General features: G+C 36.1%; 16 protein-coding genes and 1 pseudogene. 14 read left to right on the plus strand and 3 right to left on the minus strand.

The genetic code is table 11. The annotated features are described in order from the left end of the window. The first annotated feature begins 293 nt into the window (after nt 1-293). From uvrA to VNJ50_RS10980, 8 genes are all read left to right on the plus strand, one after another. Nucleotides 294-3122 (plus strand): excinuclease ABC subunit UvrA, encoded by a 2829-nt coding sequence (gene uvrA / locus VNJ50_RS10945; protein ID WP_325581802.1) that lies wholly within the window; start codon nt 294-296, stop codon nt 3120-3122. Nucleotides 3123-3256: 134 nt separating this feature from the next. Next, nucleotides 3257-3424 carry a lmo0937 family membrane protein gene (locus VNJ50_RS10950; protein WP_325581804.1) on the plus strand — a complete coding sequence of 56 codons (168 nt, stop codon included), beginning with the start codon at nt 3257-3259 and terminating at the stop codon, nt 3422-3424. Nucleotides 3425-3805: 381 nt separating this feature from the next. Further along, the gene (locus VNJ50_RS10955) at nt 3806-4495 is read left to right on the plus strand and encodes a TIGR00730 family Rossman fold protein (protein WP_325581806.1); all 690 of its coding nucleotides are present in this window, start codon (nt 3806-3808) and stop codon (nt 4493-4495) included. A gap of 206 nt (nt 4496-4701) precedes the next feature. Continuing rightward, nucleotides 4702-7479 (plus strand): metalloprotease, encoded by a 2778-nt coding sequence (locus tag VNJ50_RS10960; RefSeq protein WP_325581808.1) that lies wholly within the window; start codon nt 4702-4704, stop codon nt 7477-7479. Between the two features lie 133 nt (nt 7480-7612). After that, nucleotides 7613-9979, plus strand: a complete 2367-nt coding sequence (locus VNJ50_RS10965; RefSeq protein WP_325581810.1) for a S9 family peptidase — start codon at nt 7613-7615, stop codon at nt 9977-9979. Between the two features lie 157 nt (nt 9980-10136). After that, the gene (locus VNJ50_RS10970) at nt 10137-12545 is read left to right on the plus strand and encodes an alpha-ketoacid dehydrogenase subunit alpha/beta (RefSeq protein ID WP_325581812.1); all 2409 of its coding nucleotides are present in this window, start codon (nt 10137-10139) and stop codon (nt 12543-12545) included. 72 nt (nt 12546-12617) lie between these two features. Then, nucleotides 12618-12992, plus strand: coding sequence for a DoxX family protein (locus VNJ50_RS10975; RefSeq protein ID WP_325581814.1), 375 nt, complete (start codon nt 12618-12620; stop codon nt 12990-12992). A gap of 10 nt (nt 12993-13002) precedes the next feature. Beyond that, a complete protein-coding gene (locus tag VNJ50_RS10980; RefSeq protein ID WP_325581816.1) occupies nt 13003-13512 on the plus strand; it encodes a hypothetical protein in 510 nt (169 codons plus the stop codon). A gap of 90 nt (nt 13513-13602) precedes the next feature. Here VNJ50_RS10980 and holA read toward each other — a convergent pair whose 3' ends face one another. Next, the gene (gene holA, locus VNJ50_RS10985) at nt 13603-14607 is read right to left on the minus strand and encodes a DNA polymerase III subunit delta (protein WP_325581818.1); all 1005 of its coding nucleotides are present in this window, start codon (nt 14605-14607) and stop codon (nt 13603-13605) included. Between the two features lie 105 nt (nt 14608-14712). On the opposite strand from holA, the gene VNJ50_RS10990 reads away from it, so the two are divergent. From VNJ50_RS10990 to VNJ50_RS11000, 3 genes are all read left to right on the plus strand, one after another. Next, complete coding sequence (locus VNJ50_RS10990) at nt 14713-15171, plus strand: type I restriction enzyme HsdR N-terminal domain-containing protein (protein WP_325581819.1); 459 nt, start codon at nt 14713-14715, stop codon at nt 15169-15171. Nucleotides 15172-15261: 90 nt separating this feature from the next. Further along, nucleotides 15262-16281 (plus strand): glycosyltransferase family 2 protein, encoded by a 1020-nt coding sequence (locus tag VNJ50_RS10995; protein WP_325581822.1) that lies wholly within the window; start codon nt 15262-15264, stop codon nt 16279-16281. Between the two features lie 93 nt (nt 16282-16374). Further along, complete coding sequence (locus VNJ50_RS11000; RefSeq protein WP_325581823.1) at nt 16375-17238, plus strand: flagellar motor protein MotB; 864 nt, start codon at nt 16375-16377, stop codon at nt 17236-17238. 84 nt (nt 17239-17322) lie between these two features. Here VNJ50_RS11000 and VNJ50_RS11005 read toward each other — a convergent pair whose 3' ends face one another. Next, on the minus strand, nt 17323-17529 hold the full coding sequence (locus VNJ50_RS11005; protein ID WP_325581825.1) for a DUF2007 domain-containing protein: 207 nt from the start codon (nt 17527-17529) through the stop codon (nt 17323-17325). 259 nt (nt 17530-17788) lie between these two features. Continuing rightward, nucleotides 17789-19789: a dehydrogenase E1 component subunit alpha/beta gene (locus VNJ50_RS11010; protein WP_325581827.1), complete on the minus strand. Its 2001-nt coding sequence runs from the start codon at nt 19787-19789 to the stop codon at nt 17789-17791. A gap of 145 nt (nt 19790-19934) precedes the next feature. On the opposite strand from VNJ50_RS11010, the gene VNJ50_RS11015 reads away from it, so the two are divergent. The 3 genes and pseudogenes from VNJ50_RS11015 to VNJ50_RS11025 form a co-directional block, all read left to right on the plus strand. After that, complete coding sequence (locus VNJ50_RS11015; protein WP_325581829.1) at nt 19935-20885, plus strand: isopenicillin N synthase family dioxygenase; 951 nt, start codon at nt 19935-19937, stop codon at nt 20883-20885. Between the two features lie 75 nt (nt 20886-20960). Next, nucleotides 20961-21284: a translation initiation factor gene (locus VNJ50_RS11020; protein WP_325581830.1), complete on the plus strand. Its 324-nt coding sequence runs from the start codon at nt 20961-20963 to the stop codon at nt 21282-21284. Then, nucleotides 21284-21514, plus strand: a pseudogene (locus tag VNJ50_RS11025) (DUF1835 domain-containing protein); the annotation flags it as partial. The gene VNJ50_RS11020 and the pseudogene VNJ50_RS11025, both read left to right, overlap by 1 nt.

Genomic DNA, 21514 nt, shown 5'->3' on the forward strand with positions numbered 1-21514 from the left:
TGGAAGAATCTGTGTTAGATTAATTTATTGTCTTTATTATTTCAACAGCACGTCAAATAATATGAAGCTGCTTATATAATGCATCACAAGTATATTACTTTTTTTAAAATATTGGAAACTGATATCTTTTTTAATAATGAATTTTAGAAAATTATTTGAGTATAAAATAAATATAATTAACAAAACTCTAAGCAACGTCCACTTCTTAATTTAAGGCAGAAACTGTATCTTTGCAACCTTGTTTGATTTTCTGAGCAGGCCGATGATGTTGCTAAAATCCATTCTACCATTCCATGAGTCAATTTGAAGATACTATTGAGGTTCAAGGCGCCCGAGTGCACAACCTAAAAAACATAGATGTTTCTATACCTAGAGAACAACTTGTAGTTATTACAGGATTGTCTGGAAGTGGCAAATCGTCTTTGGCTTTTGATACCATTTATGCCGAAGGCCAACGACGTTATATCGAAACATTTTCGGCCTATGCGCGTCAATTTTTAGGGGGTTTGGAACGCCCGGATGTTGATAAAATTGATGGGCTTTCTCCCGTGATTGCCATTGAGCAAAAAACGACCAGTAAGTCGCCACGTTCTACAGTTGGCACAATTACTGAAATTTATGATTTTTTACGCTTATTATTCGCTCGTGCAGGTGATGCCTATAGCTATAATACAGGCGAAAAAATGGTAAGTTATACCGATGCCCAAATCAAGGATTTGATGAAAGAAAGCTATAAGGACAAACGCATTAATGTTTTAGCGCCCGTTATAAGATCACGTAAAGGACATTATCGCGAATTGTTTGAGCAAATTGCAAAAAAAGGGTTTGTAAAAGTTCGTGTGGATGGTGAAATAAAAGACCTGACCAAAGGCATGCAATTGGACCGTTATAAAACGCACGATATTGAAATTGTTATTGACCGACTTAAAATAGATGACGGTGTAGATAATGAAAAACGTCTTTCAGAAACCATCAATACTGCCATGTACCATGGTGAGGACGTGTTAATGGTACTCGATCAAGACACCAATGAGGTTCGCTATTTTAGTAGAAACCTAATGTGTCCTACTTCAGGAATTTCTTATCCAAACCCTGAACCCAACAACTTTTCGTTCAACTCGCCCAAAGGTGCTTGTCCGAAATGTAATGGCATTGGCAAACTGTATCAGGTGAATGAAAAAAAGATCATTCCAGATCCTTCAATTTCCATACAAGCAGGTGCTCTAGCGCCTCATGGCCCTTATAAAAACAGTTGGATTTTTAAGCAGTTTGAAATCATTGCGCAACGCTATAATTTTCAACTGACAGATGCTTATAAAGATATCCCTGAAGAAGCCAAAAAGATGATTTTATATGGTGGCAATGAAAAATTTTCCATCGAAAGTAAAATACTTGGGGTTACACGCGATTATAAGATCGATTTTGAAGGTGTTGCCAATTTTATAGAAAACCAGTTTGAATCTGCTGAAACAACCTCTTTAAAACGTTGGGCAAAAGAGTATATGGACAAAGTAGAATGCGATGTTTGTCACGGCACTCGATTACGCCAAGAATCTCTTTATTTTAAAATAAACGGCCTTAATATTGCCGAATTGGCAAATATGGATATCAGTGATTTGGCGGAATGGTTTTCAGATTTGGCTCCAAAGCTGTCTGAAAAACAATTTCAAATTTCGGAAGAAATCATTAAGGAAATAAGAACCCGTGTGCAGTTTTTACTCGACGTAGGATTAGAATATCTATCCCTTAACAGAAGCTCAAAATCGCTGTCTGGTGGTGAAGCACAGCGTATTCGTTTGGCCACTCAAATTGGATCGCAATTGGTTGGCGTGCTTTATATTTTGGACGAACCCAGTATTGGATTGCATCAACGTGATAACGAAAAACTGATCAAATCCTTAATCGCATTACGTGATATTGGCAATTCGGTTATTGTGGTTGAACACGATAAAGACATGATTGAAAGTGCCGATTATGTGATTGATATTGGTCCAAAAGCCGGAAAATATGGTGGCGAAATTATCAGTGTTGGTACACCAGATGAGCTTAAAACCCATCATACGCTTACAGCTGATTATTTAAATGGCACTAAAAAAATTGAAATTCCTGAGAAACGTCGTGAAGGCAATGGCAAATTCATTGAATTAAACGGTTGTACCGGAAATAATTTAAAAAACGTATCGGTCAAATTTCCTTTGGGAATGATGATTGGCATAACTGGTGTTTCAGGAAGTGGAAAATCAACCTTGATCAATGAAACGCTCTACCCGATTCTCAATGCTTATTATTTTAACGGTGTCAAAAAACCGATGCCCTATAAAAGCATTAAAGGACTGGAACATGCCGACAAAGTGATTGATATTAACCAATCGCCCATCGGAAGAACACCACGTAGCAATCCGGCAACTTACACAAAAACGTTTGACGAAATCCGTAGTTTATTTGCTAAAATTCCTGAAGCAATGATCCGCGGTTACAAACCAGGGCGTTTTAGTTTTAATGTAAAAGGTGGCCGTTGTGAAACCTGTCAAGGTGGTGGATTACGAGTGATTGAAATGAACTTTTTGCCTGATGTTTATGTAGAGTGCGAAACTTGCCATGGCAAACGTTTTAATCGTGAAACTTTAGAAATTCGCTATAAAGGAAAGTCAATTAGCGATGTGTTGGACATGACCATAAATGAAGCGGTCGATTTTTTTGAACACATCCCAAAAATATATAACAAATTAAAAACCATCAAGGATGTTGGACTAGGCTACATCACACTTGGTCAGCAAAGTACCACACTTTCTGGCGGTGAAGCACAACGTATTAAATTGGCTGCAGAGCTGAGTAAACGCGATACCGGAAACACCTTTTATATATTGGATGAACCAACTACCGGATTGCACTTTGAAGATATTAGAGTGCTGATGAATGTTCTTAACAAACTGGTCAATAAAGGCAATACCATCTTAATTATTGAACATAATATGGATGTTATTAAAACCGTAGATTATATTATAGATATTGGTTACGAAGGTGGAAAAGGCGGTGGAAAAGTTGTGGTCACTGGAACTCCTGAAGAAGTAGCAAAACACAAAAAGAGCTATACGGCCAAATTCCTTAAGAAGGAGCTTTAAGTTTATAATAAACATTGTTTTTGATTGAAATACTGCTAAAACACAATCAATTGTGTTAAAAATTTACGCATATAAGCACCATACCAATTTGCAATCTGTAGTACCTTAGTGGTATAATTTTAAAACTAACTATTATGAAAAGTATTCTATGGCTTGTAGCAGTAATTTGTATCGTTATTTGGATATTGGGATTTTTTGGCATTGTACAAGGATTGGCCACTAGCAGTCTGATCCATATCTTATTGGTCATTGCTGTTATTGTAATTCTCTACAACATCATTTCTGGTCGAAAACCACTGTAATTTATTAGTTTTTAAGAACAATTTACCAAAAGGCAAATCTCGCGATTTGCCTTTTTTTCAACCAAAGCAATTTACTTAATAGTTAAAGTATACCATTTGGAACTTAAAAAATGCCTCAACAATTAGCAACCATAATTTAATGTGGTCTTATCTACACTTGACTTCCAGCAAATCAACAAGACATATACATTCTTAAACAATCCATCACGTTGTTTTTTAAAATTCTTTTAAAATCTGTGTTATGGGTCATATTATGTTATTTTCCATTAAATTTGTCTGTTTTGGCATTTTCAGAAATAATGAAAACGGATATTAACGTAAGTGACAAAATTATTTTAGCCAATTCTATAAACTATTCAACAAAAACATACAACACTGATAATGAGATTAGAAAAACACAGTAAAGCTTGGAACGAAATAAAAACAAATGATTCATGGGCCATTTTTAAAATCATGGGCGAGTTTGTCTATGGCTATGAAAAATTAAGTAAAATAGGACCATGTGTGTCCATTTTTGGTTCTGCACGTACCAAACCAGATCATAAATACTATAAATTAGCCGAAGAAATTGCCAAAAAAATTGTCGAACATGGCTATGGCGTTATTACGGGTGGTGGCCCCGGCATTATGGAAGCCGGCAACAAAGGCGCACATATTGCCGGTGGAACATCGGTTGGCCTAAACATCGATTTGCCTTTTGAACAACATGACAATCCTTATATTGATGCCGACAAAAGCTTGGATTTTGACTACTTTTTTGTTCGGAAAGTCATGTTTGTAAAATACTCACAGGGTTTTGTGGTCATGCCGGGCGGTTTTGGTACTTTGGATGAACTCTTTGAAGCGATTACCTTGATCCAAACTAATAAAATTGAAGAATTTCCTATTATTTTAGTAGGAACAGAATTTTGGAAAGGTCTGATGGATTGGATTAAAACCACCGTTTTGGAAGGTTTTTCTAACATTAGCGCTAAAGATCTTGATCTTATCCATCTGGTTGATACTCCAGAAGAAGTCATTGTAATTTTAGACAACTTTTACAAAGAATTTGAGTTAAGTCCAAATTTCTAGATTTTAAAAAAATTACATATATTTAAGTTATAGAGTTCAGAGCACATTACACAATTAAAGTTGAAAAATGTGCTCTGATTTTTGAATAATCTTTTAGTAACGGCTTAACATTGGTCAAAAACAAATTTTTAACTTTTAAAGCTTTTAATGGCTCCTTGAAAAGATTTTTCGTTTTAATAAGCTTCTCGATTTTACATTCGGTAGTGATGTTAGGTCAAAACAAGATCAACATTGACGCCGTATTTAGCGTGCCAGAAAAAACTGCAAAAATTGTTCAGACCATTCGTTATCAAAACACTTCCAACGATACCTTAACTACAATTTACCTAAACGATTGGAACCATAGTTTTTCTACAAAACGAACGCCTTTAGCCAAAAGAATTGCTGAAGAGTATAGCACGAAATTTCATTTTGCCACCAACGAGATGCGTGGTTTTACCAGCATCACCACCATAATAAACGAAAATGGCGTTGAATTAAATCACAGGCGATTAAAACCACATCCCGATGTTGTTGAAGTAGAACTTTTGAAGCCGTTATTGCCCAATGCGTTTTATCAGATTGAACTGACTTACGACCTCCGATTTCCTGACGATACTTTTACCGAGTATGGATTTACGGATACCGAAGAGTTCAATTTAAAATATTGGTACATCACGCCAGCGGTTTATGACGGATCATGGCATTATTATAGCAATAAAAATCTGGACGATTTGTTTGTTCCAAAAGCAGATATAAACCTAAAAATAGAAGTTCCAAGAAATTACACCCTATATTCTGAACTTCAACTTGTCGATAATATAGTAAAAGATCAAGCACAAATCTTTCATCTATTTGGCAAAGATCGTGTTGACAGCAAGCTTTTTATTCAGAAATACCAAAAGTTTAATTTTGTTCAAACCGATAATTTTACAGTCATTACCAATTTGGAAAGCGAAGGGATTATGCCAACTGATCGTGCGTTAATAACTGACAAGATCACGCAATTCATCACCAAACATTTGGGCCAATATCCTCACCATTATCTTTTGGTCACCGATATTGAATATAAAAAAGATCCGCTATACGGCTTAAACCAACTTCCTAAGTTCATCAATCCATTTCCAGGAAACTTACAATATGAATTGAAACTTTTAAAAACAACGCTCAGTAATTATCTTGACAATACACTACTGTTGAATCCGCGAAGAGATTATTGGTTAAAAGACGGCATCCAGATTTATTATTTGATGAAATATGTAGAGGAAAATTATCCCGATCTTAAATTATTGGGCACTTTGGCCAATGTTTGGGGACTTCGCTCTTTTCATGCTGCCGATGTCAATTTTAATGAACAGTACAATCTATTTTTCATGCAAATGTCCCGAACCAATAGAGACCAAGCATTGACCACCTCTAAAGATTCCTTGTTAAAATTCAATGCCAATATTGCAAGTAAATATAAAGCAGGCATTGGTTTAAAGTACATTGATGATTTTGTGAATCATGGCATTGTTGAAAAAACAATCCAAGAATATCTTCAAGATTCAAAATTAAACATGAGCTCTAGTAATGATTTTGAAAACTTATTAAAAAAAAATACAGATAAAAATGTCGATTGGTTTTTTAAAGATTATGTCAATACGACCAAAAAAATCGATTTCAGGATTAAGGACATTATCAAAACTGAAGATTCGGTAACCTTTACCATTAAAAACAAACGAAAAACCGATGTTCCTGTATCTCTATTTGTATTAAAAAACGACACCATTCAATCAAAAATTTGGGTAGAAGACATTAACGGCTCAAAAACATTGACCATACCCCAAAATGAGGCCACCAAATTAGTACTAAACTACGACAATACTATTCCCGAATACAATCTCAGGGATAACTGGAAGTCTTTAAAAGGCTGGTTTTTTAACAACAAACCTTTACAGATACGGTTGTTTAAGGATATTGAAGATCCCAATTATGACCAAGTGTTTTTTATGCCATTGGCCGAATTCAATAATATTTATGATGGTTTTACCTTAGGCACAAAAGTATATAACAAAACGCTGTTGATGAAGAATTTCACCTACAGGCTCACACCTAAATATTCATTTAATTCGCAAGCATTTACGGGTAACGCAACAGCACTTTACAGCCAACATATTGAAGATAAAAACCTACACATGATTACTTATGGATTTATAGGCGCGTACTCGTCATTCGCCAAAAATGCATTTGTCACCAAAATAAGTCCAAGTATTTCTTTTCATTTTAGAAACCACAACAACCTCAGATCCAACAAAGCAAGCTATTTAAATTTTAGGTATCTAAATATTTCCAGAAACGTTAAGGACCATGAAGCATTACCGATCAATAATCCAGATTATGGAATATTTAATATCAGATATATTGATGCCAATCCGGATTTGATTAAATATTCCAAATTTTATTATGATTTCCAAGTTGCCAAAAAATTCGGCAAAATTGCCATAAATTATGAATGGCGAAAACTGTTGGAGAGCAATCGGCAACTTAATTTTAGGTTTTATGCAGGAACTTTTTTATACAATAAAACCGATTCCGACTATTTCAGTTTTGCGCTAGACCGTCCTACCGATTATTTATTTGACTACAACTATTTGGGACGCTCTGAAAATTCAGGGATCTTTAGCCAGCAAATTATCATTGCCGAAGGCGGATTTAAATCAAAATTAGAAACTCCTTTTGCCAATCAATGGATGGCTACAGCCAATATGAGCACAACTTTATGGCGTTTTATAGAAGCTTATGGGGATGTTGGTTTGATGAAAAACAAGTCGTTTGATCCTGAATTTGTTTATGATTCGGGTATTCGGCTCAATTTAGTTACCGATTATTTTGAACTTTACTTTCCTGTCTATTCGAGTTTGGGATGGGAAATTGACGAACCGAATTACAGCCAACGCATCCGAATAAAATTTACGATAGATCCCGAAGTTTTATTAGGCCTTTTTAGACGTAAATGGTTTTGATCCAAAACAATTTAATTAATCATTTATTTGGGATTTATTTATTGAAGTCCCTATCTTTAAAAACTGAATGATTTTTCAATTAAAAACCATCATACTAATAACGACTTTTAACCCTTAATTCCGCTTTAGACACATGAATAAATCCTTTATTTTCAGCCTCCTCTTTTCCTTTCTTTTCATTGCTGGTTACGCACAGCAAAGTGAGCTCAGTGTTGAAAAAATAATGCAAGACCCAAAATGGATGGGGACTTTTCCTTCAAACGTTAAATGGAGCCAAAACAACGACGCCATTTATTTTGATTACAATCGAGATAATGATCCTTCCGATTCACTATATCGCATCCGATTGGCGCAACCTAAAAACATTGAAAAAGTAAGTTGGACCGAAGAAAAAAACATCAATTTTGGTAGAGGGTCATTTGATAAATCAAAAACTAAACAGATTTATTCTAAAGGAAATACGCTAATCGTCCGAGACATCAAATCAGGAAAAGAAACCGAAGTATTGCAATTTCCAAAAAATATTGGCAGTCCGTATTTTTTAGCCAATGAAGACTGGATTGCTTTTGAAGCAGAAAACAATGCTTATATCTATTCTCAAAAAACTGGTGTTTTACAAAAGCTAACGCAAATAATAGCCGGTGAAGCTCCGAAAAAGAAAGATCCGAAGGTATCTGAAAAAGCGGCACTTCTTGAATCTGAAAACCTGAAGTTACTAAGCGTTGTAAAAGAACGAAAAGACAAACAACAAACCACCAAAGAAATCAGGGACGAACGCAAGGATAAAGACGCCTTCACCTATTACACAGGTAACCAGCAAATTATGGGTTTAAAAGTTTCGCCAGACGCAAAATATGTAACTTTTAGTCTTTTTCAACGTGGTAAAAGTGAAAACACTATCGTACCAGATTATATTGATGCTTCGAGCTACACCACCGATTTAAACACCCGTTCAAAAGTTGGCGATGATCAGACCAAAGTAGAATTGGCCATTTATAATATTGAAAAAGACACTGTTTATAAAGTTGAAACCAACACGCTACCTGGCATTCAAGATTTACCGGATTATGTTAAGGATTATCCGGATAAGGAATGGGAGACTAAAAATCGTGAGGTGATGGTTTCTAATGCCTATTTTTCGGATAATGGCCAGCATGCCATCATTAATGTGCGATCCAAAGACAATAAAGACCGTTGGATTGCTAAACTTGATTTGGCTACAGGCGCGCTAACCAATTTGGACAGACAACGTGATGAAGCTTGGGTTGCAGGCCCTGGCATTGGCAGAGCTACCAGTGGCGGTACGATGGGTTGGCTACCAGACAACAAACATATATACTTCCAATCGGAGGCCACGGGCTATTCACATTTATATCTTTTGGATGTAACCACCGGGAAAAAAACAGCATTGACTTCAGGAGAATATGAAGTTTTTAATCCTTTTATTTCGAACGATCAAAAAAGTTGGTATTTGACCACATCAGAAGTTCATCCTGGCGAAAGACATTTTTACAAAATGCCTTTAATGGGGGGCAAAATGGAGCAATTGACCTCCATGACCGGCAATAATGATGTGACACTTTCTCCAGACGAAAAAACGCTCGCTATTTTATATTCGTACAGCAACCAACCTTGGGAGCTTTATTTCAAAAAGAATGACTCCAAATCAAAAGCGGTACAATTGACTTCTGGTCAATCGGAAGTTTTTAAAAGTTATAACTGGCGAGATCCACAACTTATTAGCTTTACGGCACAAGATGGTGCGCAGGTTCCGGCAAGACTTTATTTACCAGAAGCCTCGGTTAAAAACAATGCCGCGGTAGTTTTTGTCCATGGTGCCGGCTATCTTCAAAATGTGCACAAATGGTGGTCTTCTTACTTTAGAGAATATATGTTCCATAATTTATTGACAGATTTGGGTTACACGGTCATTGATATTGATTACCGCGGTAGCGCAGGATATGGGAGAGATTGGCGAACCGGAATTTACAGACATATGGGTGGAAAAGATTTATCCGACCATGTCGATGGCGTAAAATATCTCATAGAAAACCACGGAGTAGATAAAAACAAAATAGGCATATACGGTGGTAGTTATGGCGGTTTTATCACCTTGATGGCCTTATTTAACGAAGCGGATACTTTTGCTTCGGGTGCAGCATTGCGTTCTGTAACCGATTGGGCACATTACAATCATGGCTATACGTCAAATATTTTGAACGAACCTTTTAACGACCCGATTGCCTATGAGCGCTCCTCACCTATTTATTTTGCCGAAGGCCTAAAAGGCGACTTGCTTATTGCACACGGTATTGTAGATGTCAACGTACATTTTCAAGATGTGGTGCGCTTGGCACAACGCCTAATTGAATTGGGCAAAGACAATTGGGAAATGGCCGTTTATCCGGCAGAAGACCACGGATTTGTAGAACCAAGCAGTTGGACGGATGAGTACAAACGAATTTTAAAACTCTTTAATTCAACTTTAATAAAAGATTAAAACAATTAACACAAAATCACTGAATATCAATGATAATCACATGAATTTAAACAGATTCAAAGTTCATTAACCTAAACTTTAATAAAGCCATTTAATCACTTTTGAATTGCAAAGCCAGTCCATTTTGACTACTTTTGCATCAACCAAAAAGCACCTTATGCAAACGACTCCAAAAACAGCCAAAGACATATCCTTCGAGGAATTCCAATCAGAAATTTTAAGCGACTATAAAATTGCAGTAACCAGTAGGGAGTGTAGTTTATTGGGTCGCCGTGAGGTTCTCACCGGAAAGGCGAAATTTGGAATTTTTGGAGATGGAAAAGAAGTGCCACAACTGGCGTGGGCCAAAGTATTTCAAAATGGAGATTTTAGATCAGGATATTACCGTGACCAAACCTTTATGATGGCTATTGGTGAACTGAGCATCCAGCAGTTTTTTGCAGGATTATATGGCGATCCAGATATTAACCACGACCCAATGTCGGCGGGACGTCAAATGGGTGGTCACTTTGGAACCCATAGCTTGGATGAAAAAGGCGAATGGAAAAATCTCCTGAAACAAAAAAACTCAAGTGCAGACATCTCTCCTACTGCTGGACAAATGCCTCGACTTTTAGGTCTGGCGCAAGCCTCTAAAATATATCGAAATGTAGAAGGTATAAATGCCTCCAACTTTTCGGATAAGGGAAATGAAGTTGCTTGGGGAACTATTGGCAATGCAAGTACAAGTGAAGGCTTATTTTTTGAAACTATAAATGCCGCGGGCGTTTTACAGGTCCCCATGGTTATCAGTGTATGGGATGATGAATACGGAATTTCCGTGCATGCCAAACATCAAACCACGAAAGAAAATATTTCTGAAATCCTAAAAGGTTTTCAACGGGATGACAAAGCTAAAGGCTATGAAATATTAAAAGTAAAAGGTTGGGATTATGTTGCTTTAATTGAAACCTATCAAAAAGCTTCAAAAATCGCCAGAGAAGAACATGTACCGGTACTAATCCATGTTGTTGAACTTACGCAACCACAAGGTCATTCTACCTCAGGATCACATGAGCGTTACAAATCCAAAAAGCGTTTGGATTGGGAAACAGAACGCGATTGCATACGTAAAATGCGCGAATGGATTATTGGCAATGGGATTTCTACCGAACTAGAATTGGACGCCATTGAAAAAGCAATTAAAAAGAACGTTAGAGACGGTAAAAAAGCTGCCTGGGAGGCTTATCAAAATCCCATAAAAGAAGAGCAGCAACAGGCTACCCAACTCATAAACAACCTTGCCAACACGAGTGTCAATAAAGCGTTTATTGAGCGTTTGGCTTTTGAACTATCCGATGTTTTTGAACCCACTAGAAAGGATATAGCATCGGCTGTTCGGAAATCATTACGATATGTGATTTCAGAAAATTCTACAGAAAAAAATGCTATTCAAAACTGGATCCAAGAATATTTAGAAAGAGTACAACCAAAATATAGTTCCCATTTATTTAGTCAATCAAAAAAATCGGCTTTATACGTCAAAGAAGTATTACCAACTTATGACACTTCCCCAGAAGATGTGGATGGCCGTTTGGTATTACGAAATAATTTTGATGCTATTTTCAAAAAGTATCCGAAAACTTTAATTTTTGGAGAAGATACCGGGGCCATTGGAGATGTCAACCAAGGTTTGGAAGGTTTACAAGAAAAATATGGCGAACTGAGAGTTGCCGATACCGGTATTCGTGAAGCGACTATTCTTGGTCAAGGAATAGGTATGGCCATGCGAGGCCTACGTCCTATTGCCGAAATCCAGTATTTGGATTATATCCTTTATGCTCTTCAGATAATGAGTGATGACCTTGCCACGTTGCACTACAGAACACATGGCAAGCAAAAAGCACCGCTTATTGTAAGAACAAGAGGACACAGACTGGAAGGTATCTGGCATTCAGGTTCACAATTGGGAGGCATACTTAATCTAATAAGGGGAATGCATGTTTTAGTACCTAGAAACATGACGAAAGCGGCAGGTTTTTATAATACACTTTTAGAGGGTGACGATCCTGCACTCATTGTAGAATGTCTAAACGGGTATCGATTAAAAGAAAAATTACCAAACAATTTAGGCGAATTTAAAACTCCTATTGGAGTGGTCGAAACTGTTAAAAACGGTAATGATATTACTTTAGTGTCCTACGGTTCTACTTTGCGAATTGTAAGACAAGCCGCTAATGAATTGTTGGAAGTTGGTATTGATGCAGAAGTCATTGACGCACAATCCTTATTACCTTTCGATTTAAATCATGATACCGTAAAAAGCGTTGCAAAAACCAATCGCCTTATGGTGATTGACGAAGATGTGCCTGGTGGAGCTTCGGCCTATCTTCTTAATGAAATATTGGAAAGACAAAATGCCTATCAATATTTAGATAGCCAACCTAAAACATTAACAGCACGTGCCCACCGACCAGCTTACGGAACTGATGGTGATTACTTTTCAAAACCTTCGGTAGAGGATGTTTTTGAAAACGTGTACGCTATGATGCATGAAGTCGACCCTAAAAAATATCCGAAATTTTAAAATTTTAATTATTTTTTGGTGAGGAAACACTATTTTTATCCAATAAATTATACATTATTTAATTCTTTTTAAATGAAAAACAAATATAACGATGTAGCACTTGCCGTTTTAAGAGTAGGTTTTTCTGTCATGATGTTAACACATGGCATTCCAAAATTCCAAATGCTTTTTGATAAGCCTTCTGGTTTCCCTGACCCATTAGGTATTGGGAGTATACCAACCCTTATTTTAGCAATCATAGGTGAAGTTGTTGCCCCAATACTTATTCTTATTGGTTTAAAAACTAGAATTGCCGCCATTCCTACCATCCTGACTATGGCTGGAGCCATTTTTGTGGTTCATGCTACGGATCCATTAGCTGTTAAGGAAAAAGCAATACTTTATATTATTGGATTTATTGCCATTGCTTTAATGGGACCAGGAAAATATTCTTTCGACAAAAAATAAGGCATTTATAATGAAAGCCGTTTCTGTTGTAACACTTAGAAAAGAACTTAAACACCGCTCCAATGAAGACTTATTGGAGCTTTGTTTACGGCTTTCCAAGTTCAAAAAAGAAAACAAGGAACTGCTTACTTATTTGCTGTTTGAAGCTCATGATGAATTAGGCTATATCGCATCGGTAAAAAAAGAAATCGACGAGCAATTTACAACCATCAATACCTCAAGCTATTTCTACGTCAAGAAAAGCGTGCGTAAAATCCTTAGAATGATTAAGAAATACGCTAAATATTCTTTGAAAAAAGAAACAGAGGTCGAGTTATTACTGCACTTTTGCAACGTACTTCTAAAGTTTGATCCTGAACTTTTTAAAAATGTTACGATCGGGAATATCTATGAACGACAGATCTTATTTATAAAAAAACTGGTAGCAACACTTCATGAAGATTTGCAATATGATTATCAGGTAGAATTAGAAAAACTGGAAGCAACCAGCACACCTTTAAAAGCAAGAGTTTACTTTTAAAATTACTTGAACAACTTACTCCAGTAAATATCAGGATTTAAAAAACAGTTTATTTTCCTGAAAATCAGATACTTGACACGCAGATAATACTTACCTAACAATCTTTACTACCAATTCTTTAAGCAAATCACCTTGTGAAATAGCATTGGAGCCAACACCTTTACTTTTTACATCAAATTCTCTAAGTGTAGCAATAACCGCACTTACTTTTTTCATTGGAAAATTACGAGCGGCATTAATAAATTCATTGACAAAATAAGGATTGATACCTAATGTCGAGGCTACGTTTCGGGGATTTTTATCGGCCAATCCATGGAATTGCAACAATTGGGAAAAGAAAGCAAACAATAAAGATACGGTAACCACCATGGGATTATCCTTTGGATTTTCGGCAAAATATTTAACAATTTGCTGAGCTTTTTTAACATCAAGATCACCAATAGCCTTGCGCAATTCAAAATTATTAAAATCCTTACTTATCCCTATATTTTCCTCAATATGCTCTGGAGTAATCTGAGTTCCTTTTGGTAAAACAATTTGAAGCTTATTCAATTCATTATTGATTTTACTCAAATCTGTTCCTAAAAACTCGACCAACATTTGTGCGGCCTTTGGTGCTATAGTATAGTTTTTTGATGCGAGCACACGTTTGATCCAATCGGGCACTTTATTTTCATAAAGCTTTTTGGATTCAAAAACTACACCTGCTTTATTTAAAGTTTTGTATAAAGTTTTTCGCTTATCGATGGTTTTGTATTTATAATTAAAAACCAAAATCGTTGAAGGCTGCGGCTGTTTGACATAATCTACCAATTTTTCAATGGTCCGGGATAAATCCTGGGCTTCTTTAACAATAATCACTTGATACTCGGACATCATCGGAAAACGTTTGGCATTGCCAACAATATCATCAATAGTAACATCACGACCATATAATACCATTTGGTCAAATCCACGACCTTCTTCCGGAAGCACGTTATCTTCAATATAATCTGAAATAATATCTATAAAATAAGCCTCCTCACCCATTAAAAAATAAACGGGCTTAAACTTTCTGTTCTTAATATCAATAATGATGTCTTTAACTTCGTCCAAAATTCTAAAATTGTGATATTGTTAAGTACCAAAGTTCACTTTTTACTCAAGGAATTTGGTATTTAAGTATTGAAGATTAACTTTGGGAGGTCTAAATTAGAAGTCTTGCAACCACTCAATTTCCCGAAGTTTTCGTTCCGTTTCAAAAATAGCGAAAATAAAGTATCTATTTTCGACACCATTCGTAAAAAATTTATCATTTTACAACCCGAAGAATGGGTTAGACAACATTGTGTACAGTACTTAATTGAAGTTAAGAAGTACCCACATTCGTTGATTAATGTTGAAAAAGAACTGACTATCAATAGTTTGAAAAAGCGCTATGACATTGTCATTTTTGACCCACAAGGCGACGTGCATTTGATAGTGGAATGTAAAGCACCATATATTGAAATTGACCAAAGTACTTTTGACCAAATTGCACGTTATAATTTGGCATTAAAAGCCACTTACTTGATGGTGACCAATGGCTTACAGCACTATTATTGCCAGATGGATTTTGAAGCAGAAAATTATGTGTTCTTACAAGATATTCCAGAATATGTGAGGGAGGTGAAGAAATGAAATTGAAGTTAAAATGGAATCCGATAATTATTGAGAGAAATTGAAAAATATAAACTTTTCTTTACTATTTCAAATTAAATTTATGCATTTGTGAATAAGGAAAAAATAGCCATCGTTATATTAAATTGGAATGGCAGGGATTTGTTGGAAAAATTTCTTCCGTCGGTCATTATGCATTCTGAAAATGCGGTAATTTATGTGGCCGACAATGCGTCAACCGATGATTCGGTGGCTTTTATAGCATCCAATTTTCCAACGGTAAAAATCATTCAGAATAAAGAAAATGGAGGTTACGCCAAAGGTTATAATGAAGCCTTAAAACAGGTTGATGAACCTATTTATTGCCTTTTAAATAGTGATGTTGAAGTGACTGAACATTGGCTCGATCCCATACAATCTGTTTTTGATGCGGAACCCAAAACCGCTATTATCCAACCAAAAATCTTGGACTATAACAACAAAAATTATTTTGAATATGCTGGTGCTGCGGGAGGTTTTATTGATAAATACGGATTTCCTTATTGCAGAGGACGAATTTTTAATACCATCGAAAAAGACAATGGCCAATATGATGATGTCATGGAAATTTTTTGGGCTTCGGGCGCATGTTTTTTTATCAGAAAATCTGTTTTTGAAAGCTTAAATGGCTTTGACGAATCGTTTTTTGCACACATGGAAGAAATTGATTTGTGCTGGCGGGCTTTTAATCGCGGACATATCGTTAAATATGTAGGTATATCAACGGTTTATCATGTTGGCGGCGCTACATTAAACGCAACAAATCCTAAAAAAACCTATCTCAACTTTAGAAATAGTTTATTCACTTTAACAAAAAATCTTCCGGGAAATATTTTCTTTTTAATATTTACAAGACTTTGCTTGGATGGAATTGCAGGCATAAAATTTTTAACCGAATTTAAACCCAAGCACACCATGGCCGTTGTCAAATCACATTTTGGTTTTTACGCACAATTGCAACCCATGCTAAAACAACGACAGCGGTTAAAAAAGATAGGAAATGATAGTTCTTCAGGACATAAATATTACAAAATCACGTCGATTGTGTGGCTTTATTTTGTTAAAAACCTTAGGAATTTTCATGATTTTTAGAAAGTGTTAATTTTTTTGTTAATCCGTCGAAATACTGGGGTTTTTTACATAATTTTGGGGCGTTAAATTTTTAATTATTTAATCACTACCATTATGAAAAAAATCATGTTATTAAGCGTGTTTTCTCTACTCGTTTTAAGTTCATGTGTATCTAAAAAAGAATACTCTGCACTTGAAGCAAAACAAAAAGAAACACAAGATTTATTAAACACCGCGACTGTTAAGTTAAATAGCTGTTTATCTGAAAGAGCTACGGCATTAGCTCGAGTTGAAGGTTTACAAGAGCAATTGGCCGATTTGCGTAAAACCAATCAGGATTTAATTGACACTAAAGGTAACCTTACAACCTTAACACAAAAAGGTGCAGAGAACCTTGAAAGATCTCTTGAGAGCCTTAAAGAAAAAGATTTAAAGATTTCTCGTTTGCAAGATGCCCTTACCAAAAAGGACAGTGTTACCTTGGCTATTGTAACAAGCTTGAAAAAAGATGTTGGTCTTAACGATCCAGACATCCAAATCAATGTTGAAAAAGGTGTAGTTTACATTTCAATAGCTGATAAATTATTGTTCCAAAGCGGAAGCTACAACGTAACTTCAAAAGCTAAAACCATCTTGGCTAAAGTTGCAACTGTTGTTAATGGAAAACCTGATTTTGAATGTATGGTAGAAGGACATACTGATAGCGTACCTTACAAAAAAGGTGGGGTAATCCAAGACAACTGGGATTTGAGTGTTAAACGTGCAACTTCAATTGTTAGAGTATTGGAAGAGCTTGGCGTTAACCCAAAACAATTAATTGCTTCTGGACGTAGCGAATATGTACCATTGGTACCAAATGATACTGCCGAAAACAGATCAATCAACAGACGTACACGTATTTTAGTACTTCCAAAAATTGACCAATTCTACGAAATGGTCGAAAATGAAATGAAAAGTATGATTGCTGAAGGAAAATAACTATTTGTCGGCTAAACATATATAAAAGGGCTGTCTTTTCTGAGACAGCCCTTTCTTTTTGGATTTATCCTGTTTTTATTAATGTTATTCGTTTTCAATATTTTTCAACAATTCTTCAGCTTTTTCGAAATCTGCCTCGGAAACATAAAGTTGTAATTCGCCCAAAATACCCGTATAAGAAGAATCTAATTTATTCATTTCAAAGTATTCAATGCCTTCGTTTTCTAGCATATTTTTGATTTCCATCATTTTTACTTGGGAGGTTCCTGAATATATTTTGATATCGCTCATAATCTCAATTTTTAAAATAGAAGGTTTATACTCTCTAAGATAAGAAAAAAAGTATCATCTATATGGATAAATGACTTAAAATTAGGAATTGGTCTCTACCTCTAAAAGTTTAAAAATAAAAGTTGTTGTAAAAAACACCGACATTACTGTGAAGTCTAAAAATAATTAATGCCACTACCGTTGTTAAAATTTCGATAGTGGCATCATTATTATTAATAGGAATGCATATGAGCACTTTCTTAAAAAAGTGCTCTAAAAACTAGTAGTTCAGAAGTGTTTTTAGAGCCTCTTCAAACTTACCTTTTGCCAAATACTGATCTTCCAATTGATTGATAAATGGAATTGGTGTTTCCATACTGGCCACACGTTTTACAGGCGCATCCAAGTACTCAAAACAGTTTTCCATGATCATAGCGCTCAAATCACTGGCTATACCACCAAACAATGAATCTTCTTGAAGAATAATCGCCCGACCTGTTTTTTTAACTGATTTATAAATGGCTTCGACATCCAACGGTTGCAAAGTTCTCAAATCGATCAAATCGGCAGAAATATCTTTATTCTTATCCAAAGTTTCTAAAGCCCAATGCACACCTGCGCCATAAGTAATGATACTTACAGAATCTCCTTCTCTTAAAAGTGCAGCTTCTCCAAAAGGAATTGTAAAATAATCGGTTGGTACTTCCTGACGGATACTTCTGTACAATGCTTTATGCTCAAAGTATAACACCGGATTTGGGTCATTAATGGCAGTTGCCAACAACCCTTTGGCATCATAAGGAAATGCAGGATAGACCACTTTTAAACCTGGTGTTTTTGTAAACCATGCTTCATTGGTTTGCGAATGGAAAGGTCCCGCTGCCACACCGGCACCACAAGGCATCCGGACCACAACATCGGCGTTTTGACCCCATCGGTAATGGGATTTTGCCAAATAATTGACTATCGGATTAAAGCCTGAGCTTACAAAATCGGCAAACTGCATCTCCACTACAGCTTTCATTCCAGCAATAGACAAGCCCATTCCTGTTTCAACAATAGCAGATTCACATATTGGTGTATTGCGCACACGCTTATTTCCAAACTCTTCTACAAAACCTTCTGTTATTTTAAAAACGCCTCCATATTCTGCAATATCCTGACCCATAATTACAAGATCCTTATGACGTCTCATACTCTGTCTTAGACCTTGTGAAATAGCATCTATAAATCGGATTTCTTCCTTATTTGAACTATGAGCAACATGCTGATAATCATACGGTTTATAAACATCATTTAGTTCAGTACGTTCATCTGGAACAATTTTGCCTTCAGCGCTTGCTATTTGTAAAGCTTCATCAATTTCAGCTTTAATTTCTTGATGGAATTCATCATCTTTGGCAGTGGTCAAAACACCTAATTTGAGCAAATAGTTTCGATAATTACTAATCGGATCTTTCACTTCCCAAGCCGCCATCAATTCATTAGGAACATATTTGGTACCACTAGCCTCTTCATGGCCACGCATCCTAAAGGTTTTAAATTCAATCAATATTGGTCTGGGACGCTTGCGCATACTTTCTGCAAGTTTTACGGTTTTTTCATAAACTTCAAGAATATTATTTCCATCCAAAATAAAAGAATCAATACCATAGCCCTTACCTCTATCAGCAAGATCCTTACAATAATACTGTTCTTTGGTTGGTGTCGATAAACCATAACCATTATTTTCGATACAGAAGATAACAGGCAATTGCCAAACTGAAGCCACGTTTAATGCCTCGTGAAAATCACCTTCACTCGTACCTCCCTCTCCTGTAAAAACAGCGGTAACCTCACCTTTATTTTTAAGATTACTGGCCAAGGCAATCCCATCGGCCACACCCAATTGCGGTCCCAAATGCGAAATCATCCCCACAATATGATAGTCTTGAGTTCCGAAATGAAACGACCGATCCCGTCCTTTGGTAAATCCATTTGCTTTTCCTTGCCATTGGCTAAACAATCTGCTCAATGGAATATCACGCGTTGTAAAAACACCAAGGTTTCGGTGCATCGGTAAAATATATTCATGGTTTTGTAAAGCCATCGTTACGCCTACCGAAATGGCTTCTTGACCAATACCCGAAAACCACTTTGACACTTTACCTTGTCGCAAGAGAATCAACATCTTCTCTTCAATCAATCGTGGCTTGAGCATGTTCTTATAAAGTTTCAAAAGGGTCCTATCATCAAGATTCTTTTTATCGTAATATATAGGGGTCTTAGCGGATGTTAACATAGATTTTAAATTTAAATTCCAAATGTAAATAAAATAAGAGAGATTGGCTCCAAACCACTAATTATTTAGCACAATAAACCAATTATTGATATCAGTATTTTCGTTACTTTTGCAAGAATGCCTGTTTAATCTAAATATTTTAAGAATGAATGCGATACCAAGTGTAAACCTTCAGGATTTTGTTTCTGGAGACCCAGTTAGAAAACAAAAATTTATAGACGAAATTGGAAAAGCATATGAAGATATTGGTTTCGTTGCCCTTAAAGGACATTTTTTAGACGACAAATTGGTAGATGACCTTTATGAGGAAGTTAAAAAATTCTTCGCGTTACCTTTAGAGATCAAACAAAAATATGAAAACCCAGCTATTGGAGGTCAACGCGGTTATGTATCCTTCGGAAAAGAAAGTGCCAAAGGTCAAAAGCAAGGTGATTTGAAAGAGTTTTGGCATTTTGGACAGTATGTTGAAGACGATCCTGTTAGAGCCAAAGAATATCCTGAAAACGTAACGGTTGATGAATTGCCAGAGTTTAATGCTGTTGGCAAACAGGCCTATATGATGCTCGAAAAAACAGCTAAGTATGTTTTAAGGGCTTTAGCCCTGCATTTAGGTTTGGAAGAAACTTATTTTGACAATTATATCCATAATGGAAATTCTATTTTAAGACCCATCCATTACCCGCCAATTCACGAAGAACCAAAAGAAGCCGTTAGAGCCGCAGCGCATGGCGACATCAATTTGATTACGCTTTTGATGGGTGCACAAGGCCGTGGATTGCAAGTCCAAAACCATAAAGGTGAATGGCTCGATGCCATTGCAAATCCTGATGAATTGATGATAAATGTTGGCGATATGTTGTCGCGCCATACCAACAATAAACTCAAATCGACCATCCATCGTGTGGTCAATCCACCTCGCGAATTATGGGGAACTTCGCGTTATTCCATTCCGTTTTTCATGCATCCTGTTAGCGAAATGAAACTGAATGTTCTGGAAAACTGTATTGATGACGACCATCCTAAACTTTACGAGGATATTACGGCTGGCGAATTTTTACACGAACGTTTATTAGAATTAGGATTGATTAAAAAATAGTACTCATTACACAGTTTCCAGCCAGCATCCAAGCAATTATTGAAAACTGATTTCTGAATACTTTATACGGAAGAAATGGACTTACAAGAACAACTCAAAAAGTTATTTCCAGAACATGTTCCCGAGGAAACCCCGGAAGTTGAAACCTCAAACATCTGGATGCAAGATGCGCCTATTATCTGCAAGTATGAAAAGCGAAAGGGAAAACCAACTACCATTTTGGAAGGTTATACCGGTGCCACCGAAGATTTTAAAATCCTTGCAAAAGAACTCAAAACCAAATTGAACGTTGGTGGAAGTTTTAAAGATGATAAAATTGTAATTCAAGGTGATTACAGAGATAAAATCATGGCCATCCTTAAACAAAAAGGATTTACAGTAAAACGCGTGGGTGGTTAATGGCTTCAAATACACTACATATCACCAATGGTAATGTTCTTACCGATTACCTGCAAGAGCTTCACTATGAAGGCCATTTTTTGACCTGGCAGGAAATGTTGTGCGAAGGTCCAACAACTGAAGAAATTGATAGCAAAGCGTTTTTTGAGCTCAGAAAAGACTTCCTATCAGAATTTTATGATATTGAAATTGATGCCGAAGAGTTTCACAAAGAACTGGACATTTTAAAC

This window comes from Gelidibacter sp., assembly GCF_035577925.1.
Lineage (GTDB): Bacteria > Bacteroidota > Bacteroidia > Flavobacteriales > Flavobacteriaceae > Gelidibacter.